Annotated in this window: 17 protein-coding genes; 6 read left to right on the forward strand and 11 right to left on the reverse strand. The window is 18.5% G+C overall.

Annotated features, from left to right (window positions below; translation table 11 throughout):
• Positions 1-20: 20 nt before the first annotated feature.
• Together V9D86_RS00365 and plsY are read left to right on the forward strand one after the other, a co-directional pair.
• Complete coding sequence (locus V9D86_RS00365) at positions 21-584, forward strand: L-threonylcarbamoyladenylate synthase (RefSeq protein ID WP_334330824.1); 564 nt, start codon at positions 21-23, stop codon at positions 582-584.
• Between the two features lie 171 nt (positions 585-755).
• Positions 756-1,397: a glycerol-3-phosphate 1-O-acyltransferase PlsY gene (gene plsY, locus V9D86_RS00370; protein WP_334347454.1), complete on the forward strand. Its 642-nt coding sequence runs from the start codon at positions 756-758 to the stop codon at positions 1,395-1,397.
• Positions 1,398-1,402: 5 nt separating this feature from the next.
• Here plsY and V9D86_RS00375 read toward each other — a convergent pair whose 3' ends face one another.
• Positions 1,403-4,408, reverse strand: a complete 3,006-nt coding sequence (locus tag V9D86_RS00375; RefSeq protein ID WP_334330826.1) for a hypothetical protein — start codon at positions 4,406-4,408, stop codon at positions 1,403-1,405.
• A gap of 129 nt (positions 4,409-4,537) precedes the next feature.
• Here V9D86_RS00375 and ruvA point away from each other — a divergent pair, with 129 nt between their 5' ends.
• Both ruvA and ruvB read left to right on the forward strand, forming a co-directional pair.
• Positions 4,538-5,098, forward strand: coding sequence for a Holliday junction branch migration protein RuvA (gene ruvA / locus V9D86_RS00380; protein ID WP_334330827.1), 561 nt, complete (start codon positions 4,538-4,540; stop codon positions 5,096-5,098).
• Positions 5,099-5,119: 21 nt separating this feature from the next.
• Positions 5,120-6,118, forward strand: coding sequence for a Holliday junction branch migration DNA helicase RuvB (gene ruvB, locus V9D86_RS00385; RefSeq protein WP_334330828.1), 999 nt, complete (start codon positions 5,120-5,122; stop codon positions 6,116-6,118).
• Positions 6,119-6,224: 106 nt separating this feature from the next.
• Here the strand turns inward: ruvB and tpiA are convergent, their stop codons facing one another.
• From tpiA to V9D86_RS00435, 10 genes are all read right to left on the reverse strand, one after another.
• The gene (tpiA, locus tag V9D86_RS00390; protein WP_334330911.1) at positions 6,225-7,031 is read right to left on the reverse strand and encodes a triose-phosphate isomerase; all 807 of its coding nucleotides are present in this window, start codon (positions 7,029-7,031) and stop codon (positions 6,225-6,227) included.
• 60 nt (positions 7,032-7,091) lie between these two features.
• Positions 7,092-9,014, reverse strand: a complete 1,923-nt coding sequence (gene thrS / locus V9D86_RS00395) for a threonine--tRNA ligase (protein ID WP_334330829.1) — start codon at positions 9,012-9,014, stop codon at positions 7,092-7,094.
• 46 nt (positions 9,015-9,060) lie between these two features.
• Positions 9,061-10,419, reverse strand: coding sequence for a tRNA uridine-5-carboxymethylaminomethyl(34) synthesis GTPase MnmE (gene mnmE, locus V9D86_RS00400; RefSeq protein ID WP_334330830.1), 1,359 nt, complete (start codon positions 10,417-10,419; stop codon positions 9,061-9,063).
• Between the two features lie 75 nt (positions 10,420-10,494).
• Entirely contained in the window at positions 10,495-11,436 is a 942-nt protein-coding gene (locus V9D86_RS00405) for a DHH family phosphoesterase (protein WP_334330831.1), read from the reverse strand.
• Positions 11,437-12,818: 1,382 nt separating this feature from the next.
• Entirely contained in the window at positions 12,819-14,324 is a 1,506-nt protein-coding gene (locus tag V9D86_RS00410) for an extracellular solute-binding protein (protein ID WP_334330832.1), read from the reverse strand.
• Between the two features lie 112 nt (positions 14,325-14,436).
• The gene (locus V9D86_RS00415) at positions 14,437-15,378 is read right to left on the reverse strand and encodes a carbohydrate ABC transporter permease (protein WP_334330833.1); all 942 of its coding nucleotides are present in this window, start codon (positions 15,376-15,378) and stop codon (positions 14,437-14,439) included.
• A 13-nt stretch (positions 15,379-15,391) separates the two neighbouring features.
• Positions 15,392-16,315, reverse strand: coding sequence for a carbohydrate ABC transporter permease (locus V9D86_RS00420; protein ID WP_334330834.1), 924 nt, complete (start codon positions 16,313-16,315; stop codon positions 15,392-15,394).
• A gap of 2 nt (positions 16,316-16,317) precedes the next feature.
• Entirely contained in the window at positions 16,318-17,409 is a 1,092-nt protein-coding gene (locus V9D86_RS00425) for an ABC transporter ATP-binding protein (protein ID WP_334330835.1), read from the reverse strand.
• Positions 17,410-17,492: 83 nt separating this feature from the next.
• Positions 17,493-18,890: an asparagine--tRNA ligase gene (asnS, locus tag V9D86_RS00430; protein ID WP_334330836.1), complete on the reverse strand. Its 1,398-nt coding sequence runs from the start codon at positions 18,888-18,890 to the stop codon at positions 17,493-17,495.
• 592 nt (positions 18,891-19,482) lie between these two features.
• A complete protein-coding gene (locus tag V9D86_RS00435) occupies positions 19,483-20,172 on the reverse strand; it encodes an ATP-binding cassette domain-containing protein (RefSeq protein WP_334330837.1) in 690 nt (229 codons plus the stop codon).
• An 844-nt stretch (positions 20,173-21,016) separates the two neighbouring features.
• On the opposite strand from V9D86_RS00435, the gene pdhA reads away from it, so the two are divergent.
• Positions 21,017-22,150, forward strand: a complete 1,134-nt coding sequence (gene pdhA / locus V9D86_RS00440) for a pyruvate dehydrogenase (acetyl-transferring) E1 component subunit alpha (RefSeq protein WP_334330838.1) — start codon at positions 21,017-21,019, stop codon at positions 22,148-22,150.
• On the forward strand, positions 22,150-23,127 hold the full coding sequence (locus V9D86_RS00445) for an alpha-ketoacid dehydrogenase subunit beta (RefSeq protein WP_334330839.1): 978 nt from the start codon (positions 22,150-22,152) through the stop codon (positions 23,125-23,127). The genes pdhA and V9D86_RS00445 overlap by 1 nt, the downstream gene beginning before the upstream one ends.
• Position 23,128: the final 1 nt, after the last annotated feature.

Consider the following 23,128-nt stretch of genomic DNA (forward strand, 5'->3'; position numbering starts at 1 on the left):
AATTTAATAATTTTAAAAATATGAAAAAAGGATCGTTAATTATTTTTCCTACGGATACAATTTATGGTATAGGAGCTAAAATTAATGATAATGAAGGAATTAATAAAATTTATAAGTTAAAAAAAAGATCATTTTCAAAACCATTATCTATTTTATTTTATGATTTATCTCAAATTAGACAATTTGTAAAAATTAATGCAACATCTAAAAAATTAATGAATCACTTTTGGCCTGGACCTTTGACTTTAATTTTAAAAACTACATCTTTTTATAAAAAAAAAAATAAAGAAAAAAACTTAGGAATTAGACAACCTAAACACTTGCTAGCTTTAAAATTATTAAAAAAATATGGACCTTTAAAAACTACTTCTGTTAATATTAGTGGTTTCCCTCCTTTAAACAATTATAAAGTTATTTTTGAAAAATATGAAAAAAAAGTTGATTATATTTTTTATGATTCAGAAAAAAATTTATCAAAATTATCTTCTACTGTTTTAGATTTGCAATTAAATAATAATTTTAAAATTTTAAGAGAAGGTTCTATTACTAAAAAAATGATTTACAAAGTTATTTATAATTATTAAAAATTATTAATTTTAATTATTTATTAATTTTTAATAATTATAATTAAAATAAATTATTAATCTTTTTATTATTATTTTAATTATTTTATTTTTTATATATATTTACAACAATTTATAATATTATAAGATAAATTTATATTTTTTATAAAGAAATTAAAATAAACAGGAAGAATGGAATTTAATAAAATGCATTTTTTATTATTTATTAATATTTTTTTTATTGCTATTAGTTTTTATCTTTTAGGATCTTTTCCTACAGGTTTAGTAATAGGCAAATTAGTTAAAAATAAAGATTTACGTTTTTTAGGTTCTAAAAATATTGGCACTAGCAATGCTGCTAGAATTTTAGGTTTTCAATATGGTCTTATTACTTGTTTTTTTGATTTTAGTAAAGGTTTTTTAGCTGTATTTTTTTTTAAAGAACATAATAATGATGTTAATAATATTTCTTATTATAGAATTATATTTGGATTATTTTCTATTTTAGGACATATTTATCCATTTTTTACCAATTTTAAGGGTGGTAAAGCGGTAGCTACTACAGTAGGTATGTTTTGTGGTTTATCAACTGTTTGTGGCTTATTAGGTATGTTATTTTTTATTGTTATTTTTTTAATTTCTGGTTATTCATCATTATCTTCAATTTTAACTATTTTTTTTATTTATATTATTTTATTTTTTGAAGGTTCAATTGGTGTAAATGAATTAATTACTATTTTTTTTATTAATTTTATAATTTTATTTAAACATAAAAAAAATATTTTAAATTTAATTAATAAAAGTGAATATAAGTTTAGTTTTAAAAAAAAATAGAAAATTTAAATATTTAATAAATAAATTTTCTTTTCTATATTATTTTTTTTTTTAATTTGTTTTTTAGATTTTATTTGATTTTTTTTAATTTCAATTTTTTTAATCAAATATTTAAAATAAATTAAAATAATAATAAAAAATAATTTAATTTTTTCTAAACAAATTATTTTTTTTATTTTTATTTTTAAACAAAAGTTATTTTTTCTAATTATGAAATTATTTTTTTTAATTATTTTATCATTTTTATTTTTATTTTGTTTAAATTTATATAATAATTGTTTTTTAATATTTCTAAAATAATCCATATTATAATGTTCATTATTTTTTTTTAATTTTTTTATTTTTTGAAAATATAAAAATCTTTTTTTTATTTTTAAATTTAATTCTTCTTTTTTAAAGTTAAATGTTTTAATTAATTTTTTTTGTTCATTTTTTAATTGTTTTATAATGTTCAAATGAGCTTCTTTTAAGTTTTCTTCTATTAAAAAAGATGTATTTTTCATATAAATAAATTGATCTTTAATTACATTAATAATTTGTTTTTTTTCTTTTTGTAAATTTATTTTTTTTTCTAATTTTTTTTTATTTTTATAATTTTGATTAATAATATTTATATTTTCAATAATACTTATTACTAAATAATAAAAAATATCTATTTTTTTTTGATTTTCTTCAATAATATTATTTTTAAAAATTATAATATTTTTTTTTTCTTTTTTAAAAAAATTAAAAATTTTTATAATTTTATCTTTTTGTAATTGATTTCTTTCATAAATAAAATTGATGTTTTTTTTAAATTTTTTTAAAATTTTTAAAAATTTTTTTTGTAGTAATTTATTTCTATATTTTTGAAATAATTTATTTTTTTCGATATTTATTTTTTTTTGATTTAAATTATTGAATAATTCTATTTGTAAAATATTGTTAATTTTAATTATTTGAAATTGTTCTTGTTTTAATTCGAAAATATTTTTTTGATATTTTTTAATTAATATTTCCATTTGATTATTTAATTTTTTTAAATTTTTTTTAAAAATAAGATTTTTTTTTTCATATTTTTTTATTTTTTTTTCTAAAAAATAATTTAAACGATATTTATTATTGTAAGAAATATTTTGTTTATTTTGTATTAATTGTCTTATAAAAGAAAGATTATTTTCATAATATGATATTATTTCTTTAACCATTTTAACTTCATTGTTAATTTTTTGTTTTTCAAATAAATATCTTTTTTTATAAAAAAAATAATAATTTTGATATTTTTTATCAATAATATTTTCAGAAATAAACTGAAATAAATTATTAATTTTGTTAAAATTTTTATTAAAAATATTTTTATTAATATTGATTTGATTTAAATAATGAATAATTTTACAAAAAATAGGTTTAGTAATTTCTATTATGTTGTCAAATAAAATATATTTTTGTACAAATTCTAATATTTGTTTTAAATTAAAATCTTGTTTTAAATAAGATTTTTCTAATAAATTTGTAATTTTATGTTTTTGTATTTGATATTTAGTAAAAAAATTTTTTTTTTCTTGATTATGAAAAATATAATTAATTTGTATATTAATACTATTAAAAAGTTTAAAATTTTTTATTTTTTGTTCTAAATGAATTATTTTTTGACGTTTTGAATAAATTTTTTCAAGATCTTTTAATTGAAATTTATTTTTTTCTAATTTTAATTGTAAAGTTAATAAATTTTTTTTTTGTTGATAAATTTTATTTAAATTTAAAAAATTTTTTTGATATTCAAATTCATTTAAAATAATTTCTTTTTCTATTTGCAATTGTATTTTTTTATTTTGAATTTCTTCTTTTAATTCATAATATTGAACATCTAATAAATATTTTTTTTCTTTATTAATGTTTAAATATAATTCTGTTTGCATTTTAATAAAATTTATTTTTGTGGAATTTAATAATTGATATTGTTGTTTATTTTTATCAAAAATAATTTCATTTTGTTTTTTTTTATGTTTGAATTTTTGAATTTCTAAGTAACTTATATAATTTAAAAATTTAATCTTTGTTTGATTAGATAATTTAAGAAAAAAATTTTTTTGACGCCAAAAAGTTAATTTTTTTAAATGAATTAAATTATTTTTTTTAATTTGATTTAACAATTTTAAAAAAATTTTATAAATATTATTATTGGAAGTTTTTGGTAAAAAAATATTATGAATAAAATAAATTATTTTTTTTTTATCAAAGCATTTTTTTATTTTATTTTCTAAATCTTTTTTTTTATCTAAATAATCTTTTTGCATTTGATCAAAAATCTTATAATGAATAAAAAAATTTTTTTGATAAATATCGTTTGTTGCATTTATTTTTTTTTCAAAAAGTATAATATTTTTTTTTTCTAATTTTTCTAAAATATCTTTATTTTTTTGATGTTTTTGTGTGTGTATTATTATTTTTTCTTGTAATTCTTTATTAATAATATTTATTTCTAAATTAAAAAAAGTATTCTTTTCTTTAAAAATTTTATTTAAAATTTGTTCTTGTTGAGAATGATTATAATCTTGTTTAAATTGTTTTTGTTCTAAAAATTTTAATTCTTTGTCTATATTTTCATTTTTTTTTAAAAAAATAGTTTCTATTTGTTGTATTTTTTCTAAATTTTGTTTTTTAATTTGATTTTTTTGTTTTATAAAATCAATATGTAAATTTTGAATTTTTAATTTATTTTTATTTTTTTGTTGATTTAATTCTTTAATTAATAATTTTTGTTTTTTATTTTCTTTATATATTCTTTCTTCTTTTAATTGTTTTTGATAAGAAATAATTTTTTTTAAATTATTTTTAGAAACAAAAATATTTTTCCAATTTTTTTCATTTAAAGCTTTAACTAAAATTAAAAATTCATTATCTAAATATTGTATTTTTTCTTTTAAAATCTCTTCATTTTTTTTATTGTTATTTGTTAAAAATTGTTGATTTTTAACAACATAATTAAAATCTAAAGGATTTTTTAAAAATTTTTTTTCAGAAGATGACATAAAAATTCTCCTTATTTAATAAAATGATATTTAAAAAATCATACTTAAATTATTATAACATACTTATTTATAAGTTATAATTATAATTATAACTTATAAATAATAATATTTTTTAAAGGGAGTTTGTTTATGTATTCTTATATCAAAGGTAAAGTAGTAAACATTGGCCAAAAATTTGTTGTAGTTGATAATAATAATATTGGTTATCATATTATGGTTTCTAATCCTTATTTTTATGAAATAAATAAAGAATATAAATTTTTTGTTCATTTTCATATTAAAGAAAATTTACAAATTTTATATGGTTTTAATAATAACAAAAATTTATTTTTTTTTAAAAAATTATTAGATGTTCCTACTATAGGACCTAAAAGTGCTTTAATGCTTACTGAAACAGATAATTTAGAACAAGTCTTACAAGCTATTGAAAATAATGATAATTTATATTTAATAAAATTTCCAGGAATTGGTATTAAATCAGCTCAACAAATTATTTTAAAACTTAAAGGTAATTTAATATTTGCGGAAAAAATAATCTTAAATAAAAAACAAAAAGAATTGGAAAAAATTTTATTAAACTTAGGTTTTGTTAAAAAAGAAATTAAATCAGTTTTAAATAAAGTTGATGATACAAAAGAATTAGAATTAATGACTAAAGAAGCTTTATTAAAATTAGTAAAAAATATTTAATAAAAAAAGGGTTATAAAATAATGACATTAAATAAAAATTCTGAATTAAAATTATCTACTATCGATGAAAAAGAAAAAAATTTAAGGCCAGAAACTTTGAAAGAATATATGGGGCAGAAAAATTTAAAAGAGATTTTATCTGTATATATAAAGGCTGCTAAAAAAAGAAAAGAATCCTTAGAACATTTATTAATTTATGGTCCGCCAGGATTGGGTAAAACAACTTTAGCTAAAATCGTTGCTAAAGAATTAAATGTTAATTTTAAAATTACTAGTGGTGCTGCTATGGAAAGAAGTGGTGATTTAGTTGCTACATTAAGTAATTTACAAATTGGCGATGTTTTGTTTATTGATGAAATACATCGTTTGCCTAAATCAATTGAAGAAATTTTATATTCTGCTATGGAAGATTATGTTTTAGATATTTTGTTAGGTTCAGAAAATGAAAAAAAATCTATTAGAATTGACTTACCACCTTTTACTTTAATAGGTGCTACTACTAGATTTGGTGATATTTCTTTTCCTTTGAGGGATCGTTTTGGTTTAATTTTAAAATTAAATTATTATTCCGAAGATGAATTAGAATTAATTATAAAAAGAACATCATTAGTTTATAATACAAAAATTGATAATAATACTTTAAAAAAATTAGTAAAAAGAAGTAGAGGTACACCCAGAATTGCCAATCGACTTTTTAGAAGAATTAGAGATTTTGCTGATGTTTATAATGAAGGTTTGATTGATGAGCGTATTGCTACAATGGCGCTAGAAAAACTAACTATTGATAAAAATGGTTTAGATGACGCTGATTATACATATTTAAAAAGTTTAGTAGAAAAATTTGAAGGTGGCCCGGCGGGAATAAAAAATATTGCCGCAAATATTGGAGAAGAAGTTTCTACTATTGAAGATATATACGAACCTTATTTGCTAAAAAAAGGTTATATTAAAAGAACAAAAAGAGGAAGAATAGCTACATCTTTAACATTTAAACTTTTTAAAAATTATAAAAATAAATAATTAAATATAAAATAAATATTTTTTAAATTTTAAACAATAATAAAAAAATTTATTTTCAAAAAGTAATTTTTTATATAAAATTATTATAAAAATAATTATTATTTAATTATATTTTTTTATTATAAAAATTATTTTTATTTAAAGCAACTTTTTTAGCAATTTCTGTTAAAAATAAAAAATCTTTTACTTTTAAAGAAGAATTTCCAACTAAAACTCCATCAATTTCTTTTTGTTCTAAAATATTTTTAATATTAGAAAAATTAACAGAACCACCATAAATAATTCTTATTTCATTAGCTATTTCTAAAGAAAAAAATTGAGAAATTTTTTTTCTAATAAATTTAATTATTTGATTAATATCGAATAAATTATCAATTTTTCCTGTACCAATAGACCAAGAAGGTTCGTAAGCAATCACAATGTTTTTGACATCTAATAATGAAACTCCGCTAAACAATTTTTTTAATTTTTCAGCTAAAAATAATTCTTTTTTTTTCATTTCTTTAATTTTAAAATTTTCACCTATACATAAAATTATTTTTAATTTTTCTTTTAAAGAAGTTAAAATTTTTAAATTAATTAATTCATAAGTCTCGTAAAATAAATTTATTCTTTCACTATGGCCTAATAAAACATATTTAACACCTAATTGTTTAAGATTTGCTGGAGAAACTTCACCAGTAAAAGGACCTTCTGTTTTATGAAAAGTATTTTGAGCCCCAATTTGTAATTTAGAACCTTCTCGTTGAATTAAAGAATCTAATAAAGTAAATTGAGGAAAAATAATTGTTTCTATTTGTTCAAAAGAAGGAATTTTAGTATTAATTTGATAAATAAATTCTAATGCTTCATCTTTTGATTTATACATTTTCCAATTTCCAGCAATTAAAATTTTTCTTTTCATATTTAAAATTTCCTAACTTAATTTTTATTTTATAAATAATATAATTAAAATAAAAAAATTATTATAATATTATTTTTGATTCATTTTTTCTATTAATAAATCAATAAATTTATCAATTTTCATTGTTATTTGTAAATTTTTTTTATATTCTCTAAAGGTAATTATGTTATCTTTTATTTCTTTATCACCGATAACTATTTGATAAGGTATTTTAAATTTTTGAGCTTCTCTAATTTTATAACTTAAAGTAGAATCTTTTTTATTAATTTCAACTCTAAAGCCATTTTTTAATAAAATAGATTCAATTTTTTTTGTATATATTAAATGATTATCTAAATTAATAGGAATTAAAATAACTTGTACAGGTGCTAACCAAAAAGGAAAAAAACCTTTATATCTTTCTAATAAATAAGAAAAAAATCTTTCCATAGTAGAAACAATACAACGATGAATTAATATTGGGGAATAATTTTGACCATCTTCGCCAACATAAGTTAATTTAAATCTTTTTGGTAATAAAAAATCAATTTGAACTGAGGATAAAGTTTCTTCATGACCTAAAGCTGTTAAAACTTGAACATCTAATTTAGGACCATAAAAAGCAGCTTCACCTTTAGCTTCAGTAAAATTTAGTTTTAATTCTAACATAATTTCTTTTAAAATAATTTCTGCTTTATTCCACATTTCATCATCATTAAAATATTTTTTTTTATCTAAAGGGTCGCGATAACTTAAACGAAATATATAATTATTAATATTAAAATCTTTATATACTTCTTGAATAAAATTTACAATTTTTTTAAATTCTTCTTTAATTTGATCTTTTCTAATAAAAATATGAGCATCATTTAAAGTCATTTCTCTTACTCTTTCTAAACCAGAAACTGCACCTGATTTTTCTAAACGATGCATCATCCCTAATTCAGCTATTTTAACTGGTAATTCTCTATAACTATAAATTTTATTTTTATAAATCATCATATGATGTGGACAATTCATAGGACGTAAAACATATTTTTCTCCATTTGGCATATTCATTGCTGGAAACATATTATTATGATAATGTTCTAAATGTCCTGAGGTTGAATAAATATTAATGTTAGCAATAATAGGTGTGTAAACATGGTTATAACCATTCATTAATTCTTTATCAATAATATATCTTTCGATTATACGTCTTATAGTGCTACCTTTTGATAACCAAAAAGGAAGACCTAAACCTACTTCTTTTGATAACATAAAAAAATTTAATTCTTTATTAATGTATTTATGATCGCTCATTTTTTTTTTTTGTAAAAGTTTTAAATAATTATCTAAATCATTTTTATTAAAAAAAGAAGTTCCGTAAATTCTAATTATTTGTTTTCTATTAGAACATCCTTTAAAATAAGCACCAGAAATTTTTAAAAGTTTAAAATATTTTATTAATTTAGTGTTTATAATGTGTAAACCAGAACAAAGATCCATAAAATCTCCTTGTTGATAAATAGTAATTTTTTTATTTTTATTTTCTTTTAATAATTCTTGTTTATAATGATTATTTTTAAATATTTTCAATGCTTGTTCATAAGTAAATTCTTTTTTTGATATATCTAATTTTTTTTCTGCAATTTTATGCATTTGTTTTTCTATAGAATCAAAATCATGATTAGAAATTTTATATTCTTGAAAATCAATATCATAATAAAATCCCTCTTCATTAAAATTTCCTACAGTTGGTAACATATTCGGAAATTTAATACTTAATGCTTGCAACATCAAATGAGAAGTAGTGTGATTTAATATTTTTAAACTTTCAATGTGTTTAAAATTAATAATTTCTAATATTCCATCTTCTTGTAATGGAGTATTTAATTCAATTAATTTTTCATTAAAAAAAGCTGCTACTGCTGTTTTTTCTAATTTTTTTAAATATTTTTTTATAATAGTTAAAACATCAGTTCCGTGAGAAAAATATTTTTCTAAATCATTTTTTAATTTAACTTTAATCATATTTTCAATTCTTTCTATGCGTTGTTTTATTTTTAATTTTTATAAATTATTTACCTAAACAAAATTTAGAAAATAAATTTTTTATTAAATTGTCAGTTTGATATTCTCCTAAAATTAAACCTAAAAATTGATAAGATTTTTTAAAATCATCTACACAAATATCTACAGGTATATTATTTTGTAATGAATTTGAAGCATCTTCTAAAGAACATAGGGCTTTTTTTATTTGTTGAATATGTCTTGTATTGGATAAATAATTAAAATCTTTTTCTTTAATAACATCTAGTTTTAAAATTTTTAAAATATTATTTTGAAGTATTTTTAATCCTTTTTTTTTAATAGTAGATATAAAAATAATTTCTTCTTTAAGTTTTTGTGTTTCAATTTTAGTTTCTAAATCTGATTTATTTCCTATTAAAATTCGAGGGTAATCTTTTGTTAAATTTAATAACTCTTTATCTTCTGATTGTAAATAATTGCTTTGATCTAACACTAATAAAACTAATTCTGCTTTTTTTAAAAGTTTTTTAGTTTTTAAAATACCAATTTTTTCTATTTTATTTTCTGATTTTCTAACGCCTGCTGTGTCAATTAAATGTAATGTAATTCCTTGTAAATTTAAATAAACATCTACAAAATCTCTTGTAGTTCCTGGTACATCAGAAACAATAGATCTTTCTTCTTTTAAAAAAAAATTTAATAAACTAGATTTACCTACATTAGGTCGACCAATAATTAAAGTTTCAACACCTTCTTTTAAATAACGTGTTTTATAAGAATGTTTTAAAATATTTCTGATTTCTTTAATTAATAATTTAGTTTGTGGTAAAATATTTTCTTTAGACATTACGATTGTATCTTCATATTCAGGATAATCAATATTAACTTCAATTTGTGAAATTAAATTTAAAATTTTTTCTCTTAATTCAATAACTAATTGAGATGTTTTTTTTTGTAAACCTAAGTTAGCTATTTTAATAGCATTTTCATTTTTAGCATAAATTAAATCCATAATTGATTCTGCTTGTATTAAATCAATTTTACGGTTTAAATAAGCTCTTTGACTAAATTCACCTGGATAAGAAATTCTAATATTTAATTCTAATATTCTTTCTAAAACCATTTGTGTAATTAAAATTCCCCCGTGAGTATGGATTTCAATTACATCTTCACCAGTAAAAGATTTAGGATTTTTAAATAAAGATAACAAAACTTCATCTAAAATAATATTATCTTTATTTAAAATAAAACCGTGTGTGATTGTGTGAGAATTCATTTTATTTAAATCTTTACCTTTAAAAATTTTTTTTATTTCTTCTATGGTTTTTGTTCCACTAATTCTAATAATACTTACTCCACCTGTTCCAAAAGGGGTTATAATTGCCGCTATAGTATCAAAAATCATTTTTAATATAATATTTCCTTCCGTTGTAAATTAAAAAAATCTTATCAAATAAATTTAATAAGTTTTTTATTATAATTATTTATTAATAAAAATATTAATTGATTTTTTAATTTCTTTCAAAAATAAAGATAATTCATCTTTAGAACTAAAAATTACTCCACAAGCTTTTAAATGTCCGCCACCACCAAATTTTTTAGAAATATTATATATGTCTGGTCCATGTGAACGAATACTAACTTTAATTTCATTATTTTCTTTTTCTAACAACAAAGCCCAAACATAATTTTCTTTTAAATTTTCTAATAAATTAATAGCCGAAAGAGCTTCTTGAAAACTTAAATTAAATTTTTTTAAAATATTTAAAGAAATATTAACATAACAAAATCCTTTATCAATAATCAAATTTTCTATTATGTATCCTTTATATTTTAAAAAATTTAAACTTTCTGAATGTATTTTTTGTTCAATTTCAGGAATATTTAAACCATATTTTAATAATTTAGAAATAATATTAAAAGTATAGCTATTAACTCGATCATACTTAAAATTACCACTATCTGTTGAAATACCTATATAGATTGCTAAAGCTCCTTGAATATCTAGTTTCATATTTAATTTTTCTTTTAAAATAAAAATCATTTCTGAACAAGAAGAAAAATTAATATCATTCCAATAATGAATTTTATCATCAATAAAATTATTTTGAATATGATGATCAATCCAAATAATTTCTTTTCCTAAAGAAAATCTTTGATCACTAATCAAAAGTTTAACACCAGTATCAACTACAATAACTAAAGCATCTTTATATAGATAATCTGGTATTTTATCAAATTTGCCAATAAAAGATAAAGCAGGATTGTTTTCGCCTACAACATAAACTTTTTTGTTAGGAAAAGTATTTTTAATTATATTTTTTAAACCAAATTGTGAACCATAACAATCGCCATCGGGCATTTTATGACCATGAATAATAATAGTATTAAAATATTGAATTTTTTTTTTAATTAAATTCATTTTTTTAACTTCCTTTTTTATATTAGAAAAATAATAAATAAAAAAATATAAAATCAAAATATTAATTATGTTATAATTAGTTATTTTATCTTATGTTTGCTATTTTATTATTGTTTTATTATTAATAAAATATTACTCAACTCAAAATAAACTTACAATTTATTATATATTTCATAATCAATTTTATATATGGTTTTATATGTTTTATATTATATATATAAGTTAATTTGATTTTATTTTTGTTTATGAATTTCTACAAAAAACATTTTAATACGTTTTTTAGTGTGCTTTATATAATAAAAGATTATACAATAAGATATTATTATAATTTTATTATTATATTAATCTATTTTTTTCTTTAATAATGTTTATATTATTGTTTAATTGTATATTATTTAAATATTAATTATCGTTTTTAATATGTATTTTTAATATTTTTAATTTTTTTCAATTTGGTTTTATTTATTTTAATATGTTATTTTGATATAATTTTAATTTTTTATTAAGAATAATTTTTTTAAACATTGTATATTTTTTCATTTTATATTTTTACTTTATAAATTTTGTTAATCTTTGTGTTTTTTTAATTATTTTCTAGTTTAGTATATTAACATATTCTGATTTTAATTTTTAATTATTTTTTACTAAAATTTTTATTTTTCTTGTTCAAAATTTTTTTATTATTATTTTTATTTTTATATATAAATGACTTTAAATTATTATATGATATTTTTATATATTTATTAAAATGATATGTTTTACATAGTTTTTTAACTTTTAATTTAATTATGGGTAAAGAAAACATTATTCAGTAACTATATTTAGTTTTTAGATTTTTGAATATTTATATTTTGAAAGTTTAATAATTTTAAATATTCATAAACTTAATTATTTATACTTTTTAAGATTGGAAATTTTTGCTATTGTTTTTGTTAAATTTCTATATTATCACTATTTGTTTTTTATCAGAATTACGTTAACTATTATTAGACTTATATTTTCTACATGTGGTGAGAATATTGTTGATTAAATTATTTTTCCTTTAATTATCCTTTATTCTTAATTTTAATTCTAAATTATTTTGTTTTTATAAAAATGATTATTCTTATGTAATTTTAATATATTATTCAAAACTATTGAAATTTGTTATATATTTTTATTAATTTATTTATAATATGAATTATATTTGTATTTGTTATTAACATTAATAAAAAGTTTAACAATTTTTTTTGTATATTTATTTTTAATAATATTTTTTTGCTAAAAAGTTGATCATTTTAAAAATATATATTATAAAATTTAAATATTATTTATTAATAAATAACAAAATATAGTTTTAAAATTACTAAATTATAAAATAAATTTTGAATTCAAAAAATTAATCAAGAATTATAATAATTTTCATAAAATTTAATATTTTTGTTTATTTCTGAATCTAAATATTCATCGTTTTTAGAATTAATGATTAAACAACTAACAAATAAATTTCCTATTGATTCTCTAAGTATATTAGATTTTTCAAAAACTCTAGTATAAAATTTATTTTTATTTGTAGAATCCATTAATTTGAATAAACAATATTGTAAATCATTTTTATAATTTTTTTGTTCTTCTAAATATTGTTTTACATATTGTTTTATAGGAGAAAATTTACCTGATTTTAATAATATTTTGTTAACTTCTTCGGAAAATAAATACTTAATAAAATACCAAGAAGCTAAAATTTCATCTATGTTTTTTTTATAAAACAAACAAATACTAGGACCTTGTTGTAATGCTTTTGAATCATTATTGTGATTTGAATTAATTTGATTATGATAAGGGATAGGAGCAATTCCTAAAATAAAATCATTATTATTGATATTTTTTCGATAATCTTCTAATTTTCGAGAAGAATTAATCATCATAGAAATTTCTTTATTTTTAAAAACAGATATATTATCTGTCAAACCGAACAATTTTTCTGAGGTTAAATATTCTTTGTCAACAAAATTTTTTTTAAAATATTTTAATATTTCTTTTTTAACAATTTCATTATTAAAATAATCATTTTTTGAATTAGAAATTTTTAGAGATTCAACCGAATCATAAAATAGATTCTCTATGCTTTGTATAAAAAATGGAATAATTTTTTTATTATTTTTTTTTTCTATATTTTTTATAGTTTCACATAATATCTCTATTTGTTTCCAAGTAAAAGATATTGTTGGTATATCTGTAGATTCTATGTTAAAATATTGTTCATATTTTTTCCAATATTTGTCCCAATTTTCATTATTTTCATTAAAATTTTTTTTAAATGCTTTTTCAAATTCTTTTTTATTTTCCGCAAAATACGTTTTATTGTAGTATAATAAATCTTCGGTTTTAAAAAAAGGTAAAGAAAAAATTTGTTTATTTTTTTTATTTATTTTAACTAAACCTTCTTCCCAATAACTACTATAAGTTTCTTCTTTTATTTTTTCTTGTGTATTAATTTCTACTTTATCTTCATTTATTTTATATAATTGAAATTCTTTAATTTTATCTTTTTCTTCATAATTATCTTGTGAATGTTTAATAAACTTATCAAAAGGCAATAACTTACCAGAATAATAATAAGAAAATAAAAAATCTGGATAACAAAAAACTAAATTAGGATAATTATCGGTAGGTAAAACACCACTAACATTTTTGTAAAGTTCAGGCCAATTGCCTTTATTAACTGATATAACTTTTATTTTGTGATTTTGTTTTTTATGAAAAGAATTAATAATTTCATTTAACATTTTGTTTTCTGAATTAGAAACACTATTCCAAAAAATAATTTTAATATCTTTTTTATCGGGCTCAAATGAACTTAGTTTTTCTTGTATATTTTTTTGAAATTCTTGTACTTCAATTTTCATTTTTGATTCATTTAAACTATTAAAATACATTGAAAATATAACAAATAAAAAAATAATTAATAAATAAATTATAATTACAATATTATTTTTTAATTTTTTTTTTAAAAAAAATTTAACCTTTAATACCACTTTGTAATTCTCCAGTTACAATATATTTTTTAAAAAATAAAAAAATTAAAATTAAGGGTAAAATAACTAAAAAAGAAATAGTCATTTGTAAATTCATAGTTAAAGTTTCTGTTTCATAATAAAAAAATTTTCGAACTGTATTTGTTAATAATTTACCCCCTACTAATTCAGGCCACATATAAGAATTCCAAGCAGCGACAGATCTAAAAATAATAGTTGTAACAATAGTAGGTTTTAAAATAGGAACCCAAATTTTCCACAAATAATTCCAATCACTAGTTCCATCAATTTTAGCAGCATAATATAATTCTTTTGGTACTTTTTCAGAATTTTCAATTAATAAAAAAATATGAAAGATATCTACTAAAAAAGGTAAAATCATAGCAAAATAAACTCCTCCTGTAATAGTTAAACCGTCACCAGTATCGGTCATTTTTAAACTAGTTACAGTACGAAAATTAGTTAATAATAAAGATTCATTAGTAATAATCATACCTAAAAAAAGAAGTGTATATAATTTTTTTTTAGATTTAAATTTTAAAACACTAAAACAAAAAGCGGTTATAATAGAAATAAAAGTTCCTAATAGGGTTGAAAAAAAAACCATTTTCACGGTATTTAAAAAATATTTAAAAATTTGAAATTCTTGAAATATTTCTTGAAATTTTAATACACGATAAAAATTTATAAAAGTAATTTCTTTTGGTTTAAAACTAAAATTAGAAGATAAAATATCTTGATCATTTTTTAAAGCACAAATAATCATAAAAACAAAAGGGAAAACTAAAAAAATAGCAAATAAAACTAAAAAAGTATATCTAAAAATACAAATAAAAATTTCAATTAAATTATTTTTTTTAATTTTTTGTAAAAAAAAATTAAATATATTTTTTAAATATAACAAAGCTTTTTTGTAAAAATACATGGAAAAATTAATCCTATTTCATTTTTTTCTTAAAAAAGTAAAAACTAATTAAAGTAAATATTGCTGAAATAAAAAATAATATTATTGACGCTGCTGAACCTTTAGCATAAGAATCTAAATGATGGTTTTGTAATTGTTTATAAATATAAAAAGTCATGGTTTGAACTGAACTATTATTTTCGCCAAATAGACCAACAACAGAATCATATTCTTTAAAAGTTTGCAAAATGGAAACAATTAATTGATAAAAAAAAACGGGTGATAATAAAGGTATAGTGATTTTAAATAAAATTTTTAATCTAGAAGCACCATCAATTTTAGCAGCTTTATAATAATTTTTATCAATATTTTGTAAACCTACAGTAAAAATAAAAATTTTAAAAGGAAGACTAGTCCAAATAATATAACAAATTAAAACAAAAAACTTTCTGTTCCAACTAGAAGAAGGATTTAACCAACCGCCTTCTATTTTTAAAATTTTGTTTAAAAAAACATCAATTAAGCCATCAGGTTTATTAAAAAAACCATAGCTATGATAAAAAAGAAAAGAAAAAACAATTCCCATAATAACTTTATTCATTAAAAAAGGGAGGAAAAAAATAGTTTTTAAAAACTCTTTTAATATTTTATTGTAAACAGAATTTAAAAATAAAGCAATAACTAAAGAAATAATCATAGACAAAGGAACAGAAATAAAAACTAATAATAAAGTATTTGTAAGACTTTGAACAAAATATGGATCTTGAAAAACTTTTTTATAATTTTTAAATCCAAAATTAAATCCATTAAAACTATCTGAAAATTTATTATAATCAACACTAAAAGAAATAATAAAAGTTTTTATCAAAGGGTAAAAAATAAAAATAGTTAAAATAAATATTGCTGGTGTTAGATATAAAAAATGTTTATATTTTTTTTGATTATTAAAAAATAACATAATTAAAAAATCCTTTGACCGTTATTTTTATCAAAAATAAAACATTTTTCTTTTTTTATATCAAATTTTAAAAAATTTTTTTGATTATTGTTAAAATTTAAAAATTCTTTTTTAATTTTATAAAAGATTATACGAAAAGTTTGGTTTAAACATTCGCTATGGAATGCTAATAAAATTAATTCTCTACCAATATTTTCAAAATATAAAGCTCTTATTTCTAAAATACCTTTAGAATTTAAATTATATCCTTCTGGTCTAATTCCAATATAAACTTCTTTTTTAATTTTTTTTAATTCTGGAACATTAAAAATAATAACTTCACCAATCTTAATTTGTCCATTATTTATTTCACCGTTAAAAACAGAAATAGCTGGAATACCTAAAAATTCTGCTACAAATAAATTTTTAGGTTGCATATAAACTTCTTGTGGAATACCTTTTTGTTGAATTTGACCTTGATTAATTAAATAAATTTCATCACTAATACTCATAGCTTCTTCTTGATCGTGAGTAACTAATATAATAGTAATACCTGTTTTTCTTTGTATTCTTCTTATTTCTTCTCTCATAATCAATCTAAATTTTACATCTAAATTCGAAAAAGGTTCATCCATTAATAAAACTTCTGGTTCTTTTACTAAAGCTCTAGCAATTGCTATTCTTTGTTGTTGTCCACCTGAAAGTTCAGAAGGTTTCTTATCTAATTGTTCTTCTATTTTTAATAATTTAGAAATTTCTTGTATTTTTTGTTTGATATAATCTTTAGTTTTTTTTAAATTTTCTAAAGGAAATATAATATTTTGTCGAGCTGTCATATGAGGATATAAAGAATAATTTTGAAAAACTAACCCTACACCTCTTTTTTCTGGTGGTAAATTAGTAACATCTTTTTCATCAAAAAATATCTTTCCAGAACTCACACTAGTTAAACCAGCAATCATAAAAAGAGTAGTAGATTTTCCACAACCAGAAGGTCCTAAAATAGTTACTAAACTACCTTTTTTAATATTCATTTCAATATTATTAACGGCATAATTTATTTTTTTCTTTGAATCAATAAAATTTTTAGAAACTTTTTTCAATATAATACTCATATATGAATATTTTTCCTTTAACTTTTAATTAAATTTTTAAATTTTTAAAAAATAATTAGTAATTAAAAAATTAAATTATGTCTTTAAAGATTAATATTTTTTTTACTAATAGGAAAAGCAATAACATCTCTAATGTTTTCAATTCCAGTTAAATACATTAATAATCTTTCGAATCCTAAACCAAATCCAGAATGTATACAACTACCAAAACGACGCAAATCTAAATACCATTCTAAATTTTGTGAAGAGATATTTAATTCTTTCATTATATTTTTTAAAGTTTCTAAATTTTCTTCCCTTTGTGAACCACCAACTAATTCGCCAACAAAAGGAACTAAAAGATCTACACAAGCAACTGTTTTTCCATCTGGATTAATTTTCATATAAAAAGCTTTGATTTCTTTTGGCCAATCAATAATAAAAACAGGACTTTTAAAATAAATTTCAGTTAAATATTTTTCATGTTCGGTGTAAAAATCACTACCTTGAAAAGGTTTAAATTCAAAATCAACACCACTTTTAATTAAAATTTCCATAGCTTCTTTATATTTAATTTTTGGAAATGATTTCAATTCAATAAATTTATTTAATTTTTTAATTAAACCAGGAGATTCGTTTTTATCTAAAAATTCAAAATCATTTTTATTTGTTAATAAACAAGATTTAACTACTTTTTTTAACATTTTTTCGATAATTTCCATATTTTTTTCTAAATCATAAAAAGCCATTTCAACTTCTAACATCCAAAATTCTGCAACATGTTTAATAGTGTTAGATTTATCAGCTCTAAAAATAGGACCAAAACTATAAACTTTATTTAAAGATGTTGCTAAAGCTTCTAATTCTAATTGTCCAGTTACACTTAAAAAAGTTTTTTTGCCGAAAAAATCTTTATGATAGTCGATTTTTTTATTTTTTGTTAAAACTAATTTTTCTAAATCAAAAGTAGTTATTTGAAATAATTCTCCTGCTCCTTCTCCATCATTAACAGTAATAATAGGAGTGTTAGTTAATAAAAAATTTTCGTTTTTGAAAAATTCATGTATAGCTAAAAAAACAGCACTTCTGATACGAAAAATAGAACCAAAAAGTTTAGTTCTTAATCTTAAATGAGGAATTTTTCTTAGAAAAGATTTTGAGTGATTTTTAGGTTGAATTAAATATTCAAAAGAACTAGAACCTAAAATATTAATTTTTTCTGCTTCTAATTCAAAAATATCATTGATTTTAAAATTTTTAACTAAAAAACCTTTAATTTCTATAGATGCTCCTATTTGTAAATCTTTTTTAATTTTTTCAAGAAAAAAATTTTTATCTTTTTTACAAACAATTTGTAAATCATTAATAAATGTTCCATCATTAAAATCAATAAAAAATAATTTTTTTTGAAAACGACAATTTTTAATCCAACCTTTTAAAAAAATTTTTTTATTTTCATAAAATAATGGATTATTAAATAAATCTTTTAAAAAAACTATCATGTAAAAATTCTCCTAAAAGTGAAATTGATTTAAAATACAAATACAAAAAAATACAAAAAATTCATATTTTTTTTCAATTAGTTTGAATAAAATAATTATACATTAAATTTTTATTTTTTTAAAAATAAACTTTGAGATGTTTTTATAATAATATCTTATTATTTATATAAATATTTTTTAATTTTTATATTACTTATATATTACTTATTCTATAAAAATTATATAAAATTAAATATAAAAAAATTAATATTTTTAAGAACCGATTAAGATATCCATTTTTTAAGTTGATTTTAATTATTATTTTTTAATTTTTTAAAATTTATGTAAGTTTTTTTATTTTTAATTTAAATTTACTGAAATAATATTATATAATTTTTATAAATTTGGTTAGAAATTCAATTAGGGAAATTTTTATTTTAATTTTTATTAAGAATAAACATTATTTTAATATTTTTTGCTTGATTAAAAAAAATTTTTTTGATTAGACATAAATACATAAAATTTACAATATTATGTTAATTATTAATATTTAAATTTAGTATATTTATGAATAAATGTTTATTTTGCTATTTTATAAAGTTTTTTTCAAAAGTTATTCGAATGCTTTTTCATAAGAAATAAATTTTAAATCTTTTAATTTATTTTTTAAATTTATTTCTTTGATTATTTTTCCTTTTTCTAAAATAGCTACTCTGTGACATAAATTTTTAATAATAGAAATATTATGTGAAACTAGAATAATAGTAGTTTTAAAATTATTATTAATTTCTTTAATTAATTTTAAAATTTCATAACTATCATAATTATCCAAATTTGAAGTTGGTTCGTCACAAAAAATAATTTTCGGTTGTATGGATAAAGCTCTAATTATAGATATTTTTTGTTTTTGACCACCAGAAATTTGATTAGGATAAGCATTTTTTAATTTTTTTAATTTAACATATTCTAATAAATTATTTATTTTAGAAATAATTTTTTGTTTAGAAAAATTTCTTAACTTTAAAGATAAAGCTGCATTTTCAAAAACATTTAAATTATTTAAAAGATTAAAATTTTGGAAAACCATTGAACTTTCTAAACGATCAAATTTTCTTATAACATTATTTTCATCTGGTTGAATAAAACCACTCATGATTCTTAATAAAGTAGTTTTTCCGCAACCTGTATTTCCTACTAATCCAAAAATTTCATTTTTTTTAACTTCTAAATTAATTTTTTTTAATATTTTAAAAGGTTTTTTTTTAATATAAAATGTTTTTGAAATATTTTCTAATTTAATCATATAAATTCAACTCATTCCGTTTGTTTTTTTAAAATATTTTATTAATTTAAAATTTCTTAAAATTTATAAATTAAATAAATTAATTACAAAAAATTACAAAATAATTTTTTAAAAATTATTAAAATTTTTGATTTTAATTTTATTTTCTTAGTTTATTTTTAACTATATAAAAAAATATTTACAAATTTTAATTATTAAATAATTTAAATTGAAAATAATAAAAAATAAAAATATTAAAATTTATTCAATGATTGGTTAAAAAATAAATATTAATTTAATAAAAATATGAAAAAATTTATTTTTAATTTTTTATATAAAATTTTTAAATTAACATGTTATTATTAATATGAGTTATAAAAAATTTTTATATAAAATCTTTTTTATTAGTTTTTATTTATTTGATTTAAATATACATTAAAATTATGTAACATAGTATTAAGAATTAGTTTATTTAAATATTATACAAAATATTATTGTTTATAATAATATTATTTTTAGTATTTGTAATAATAAAAACAAAATAATTATTGTTTTTGACAAATTCAAAAATAAAAGTAAAATTATAGTTGTTATTTTTATTTATAAAACGTATTTTTAGTATTATTTTTAGTATTATTAAAATTATCTTTTAAAATTAATTATCATATTATTATTATTATGTATTATACTAATAAATAAATATATTTATTTTTGTAAATAATTATAGGTTTGGAAATTATAGGTTTGGAGGAAATATTTAATAAATTTAAATTAAGAATAGTTATGATTATTTCTAATTTTAAAATTTTTTTTATTTTTTTTATATAATTAAAGATTAAATTTAAAAAGGTTGAGGAATTTTTAAATGTTATTTAAAAAATATGATTTATTTAAAGAATATGATCCTTTAAAAAAAAAAAGGTTACAAATTTTAAATGAAAAAGGTAAATTAATTAAACCAGAATTAGAACCTAAAATATCTGAAAAAATATTATTGAAAATATATAAAACAATGATACTAGAAAGAGTTGCAGATATAAAAGCTTTCCAATATCAAAGACAAGGAAGAATGTTAACTTATGTTCTGAATATTGGTCAAGAAGCTTGTCAAGTTGCTGCAGCTGCTACTTTAGAAAAGCAAGATTGGGTTTCTCCTTATTTTCGTGATATAGGTTTTTATTTATATAAAGGTGTTCCATTAAAAAACATTTATTTATATTGGTACGGAAATGAAAAAGGTTCAAAAATGAAACCAGAAACTCGTATTCTACCAGTAAATATTATTATTGGTTCTGGTATTAATATAGGAGCTGGTCTAGCTTTAGCAAGTAAGATACAAAAAAAAGATGAAGTTGTTGTTGCTACTATTGGTGATGGAGGATCATCTCATGAAGAATTTTTTGCAGGATTAAATTATGCTGCTACTTTTAAAGCACCTTTAGTAGTTTTAATTCAAAATAATCAATATGCTATTTCAACGCCAAGAAAAATTGCTTCAAACGCAGCAACTTTAGCACAAAAATGTTATGCTTTTGGTATTCCAGGCATTCAAATTGATGGTAATGATGTTTTAGCTGTTTATACAGCGGTTAAAGAAGCTGTTAATAAAGCTAGAAAAGGCGGTGGTTCTTCTTTGATTGAATTTTATACTTATCGTGTGGGAGCTCATACAACTAATGATAATACTACATTATATCGTACAAAAGAAGAAGAATTATTATGGAGTAAAAAAGATCCAATTTTACGTTTTGAAAAATATTTATTAAATAAAAAAATTTTAACACAAAAAGATATTGAACAAATAGCAATTCAAACAAATAATTATGTAACAAAAGTACATCAAGAAATTTCTATTGACGGTGATAAAGTAAAACCTATTGAAGTTTTTGAAAATATTTATGCAGAGATGACACCACAGTTAAAAGAACAATATGAAGAATATGTATCTTTATTGTCAAACTTATCAAAATCTTTCTTATTAAAAGGAGATAAAAAATAATGGCTTTAATGAATTTATTACAATCTATTAATAATGCTTTAGATATTTGTTTAAAAAATAATCCTAAAACAGTTGTTTTTGGACAAGATGTAGCTAAGTTAGGCGGTGTGTTTAGAGTAACTGCAGGATTACAAAATAAATATGGCGAAGAACGTGTTTTTGATACACCAATATCTGAATCTTCTATTGTCGGAAGTTCTATAGGTATGTCCATTAATGGTTTAATACCTATTGCAGAAATACAATTTGATGGTTTTTCTTATATTGGTTTACAAGATTTATTTTCTCATGCTGCTAGAATGAGAAATCGTACACGCGGAACTAGAACTGTACCTATGGTTTTAAGAATACCTGTTGGTGGAGGTATTAAAGCATTAGAACATCATTCTGAATCTTTAGAAACTATTTATGGTTCTATTCCAGGATTAAAAATAGTTTTTCCTTCAACTCCTTATGATGCTAAAGGTTTACTATTATCTGCTGTTAAAGATCCAGATCCAGTAATTTATTTCGAACCAAAAAGAATTTATCGTTCAGGTAAACAAGAAGTTCCAGAAGAATATTATGAAATACCAATTGGTAAAGCTAAAATAGTGAAACGAGGTAATGATATTACTGTTGTAGCTTGGGGTTCTATAGTAAGAGAGGTAGAAACGGCTATTAAATTATTAGAACAAGAAAATTTTTCTATAGAAATAATTGATTTGCGAACTATAAATCCAATTGATCGAGAAACTATTGTTAATTCAGTGAAAAAAACTGGTAGATTTTTAGTTGCACATGAAGCTTGTAAAACTTATGGTCCGGCAGGCGAATTAATTACTTTAATTAATGAAAAAGCTTTTGAATATTTACAAGCTGCTCCATCTAGAGTTACAGGACATGATATTATTTTTCCTTTAGCTAGAGGCGAAAAACATCAATTTTTAAATCCTATTCGTATTGCTGAAGCAATTAAAAAAGTTTTTGAATTTTAAA

Origin of the sequence: Candidatus Phytoplasma prunorum (assembly GCF_036924415.2) — a bacterium.
GTDB classification, from domain to species: domain Bacteria; phylum Bacillota_I; class Bacilli_A; order Acholeplasmatales; family Acholeplasmataceae; genus Phytoplasma; species Phytoplasma prunorum.

Bases quoted from the DNA above. Each gene is read 5' to 3' on its own strand.
- V9D86_RS00365 (WP_334330824.1), top strand. From the start codon at position 21: ATGAAAAAAGGATCGTTAATTATTTTTCCTACGGATACAATTTATGGT.
- plsY (WP_334347454.1), top strand. From the start codon at position 756: ATGGAATTTAATAAAATGCATTTTTTATTATTTATTAATATTTTTTTT.
- V9D86_RS00375 (WP_334330826.1), bottom strand. From the start codon at position 4,408: ATGTCATCTTCTGAAAAAAAATTTTTAAAAAATCCTTTAGATTTTAAT.
- ruvA (WP_334330827.1), top strand. From the start codon at position 4,538: ATGTATTCTTATATCAAAGGTAAAGTAGTAAACATTGGCCAAAAATTT.
- ruvB (WP_334330828.1), top strand. From the start codon at position 5,120: ATGACATTAAATAAAAATTCTGAATTAAAATTATCTACTATCGATGAA.
- thrS (WP_334330829.1), bottom strand. From the start codon at position 9,014: ATGATTAAAGTTAAATTAAAAAATGATTTAGAAAAATATTTTTCTCAC.
- mnmE (WP_334330830.1), bottom strand. From the start codon at position 10,419: ATGATTTTTGATACTATAGCGGCAATTATAACCCCTTTTGGAACAGGT.
- V9D86_RS00405 (WP_334330831.1), bottom strand. From the start codon at position 11,436: ATGAATTTAATTAAAAAAAAAATTCAATATTTTAATACTATTATTATT.
- V9D86_RS00410 (WP_334330832.1), bottom strand. From the start codon at position 14,324: ATGAAAATTGAAGTACAAGAATTTCAAAAAAATATACAAGAAAAACTA.
- V9D86_RS00415 (WP_334330833.1), bottom strand. From the start codon at position 15,378: ATGTATTTTTACAAAAAAGCTTTGTTATATTTAAAAAATATATTTAAT.
- V9D86_RS00420 (WP_334330834.1), bottom strand. From the start codon at position 16,315: ATGTTATTTTTTAATAATCAAAAAAAATATAAACATTTTTTATATCTA.
- V9D86_RS00425 (WP_334330835.1), bottom strand. From the start codon at position 17,409: ATGAGTATTATATTGAAAAAAGTTTCTAAAAATTTTATTGATTCAAAG.
- asnS (WP_334330836.1), bottom strand. From the start codon at position 18,890: ATGATAGTTTTTTTAAAAGATTTATTTAATAATCCATTATTTTATGAA.
- V9D86_RS00435 (WP_334330837.1), bottom strand. From the start codon at position 20,172: ATGATTAAATTAGAAAATATTTCAAAAACATTTTATATTAAAAAAAAA.
- pdhA (WP_334330838.1), top strand. From the start codon at position 21,017: ATGTTATTTAAAAAATATGATTTATTTAAAGAATATGATCCTTTAAAA.
- V9D86_RS00445 (WP_334330839.1), top strand. From the start codon at position 22,150: ATGGCTTTAATGAATTTATTACAATCTATTAATAATGCTTTAGATATT.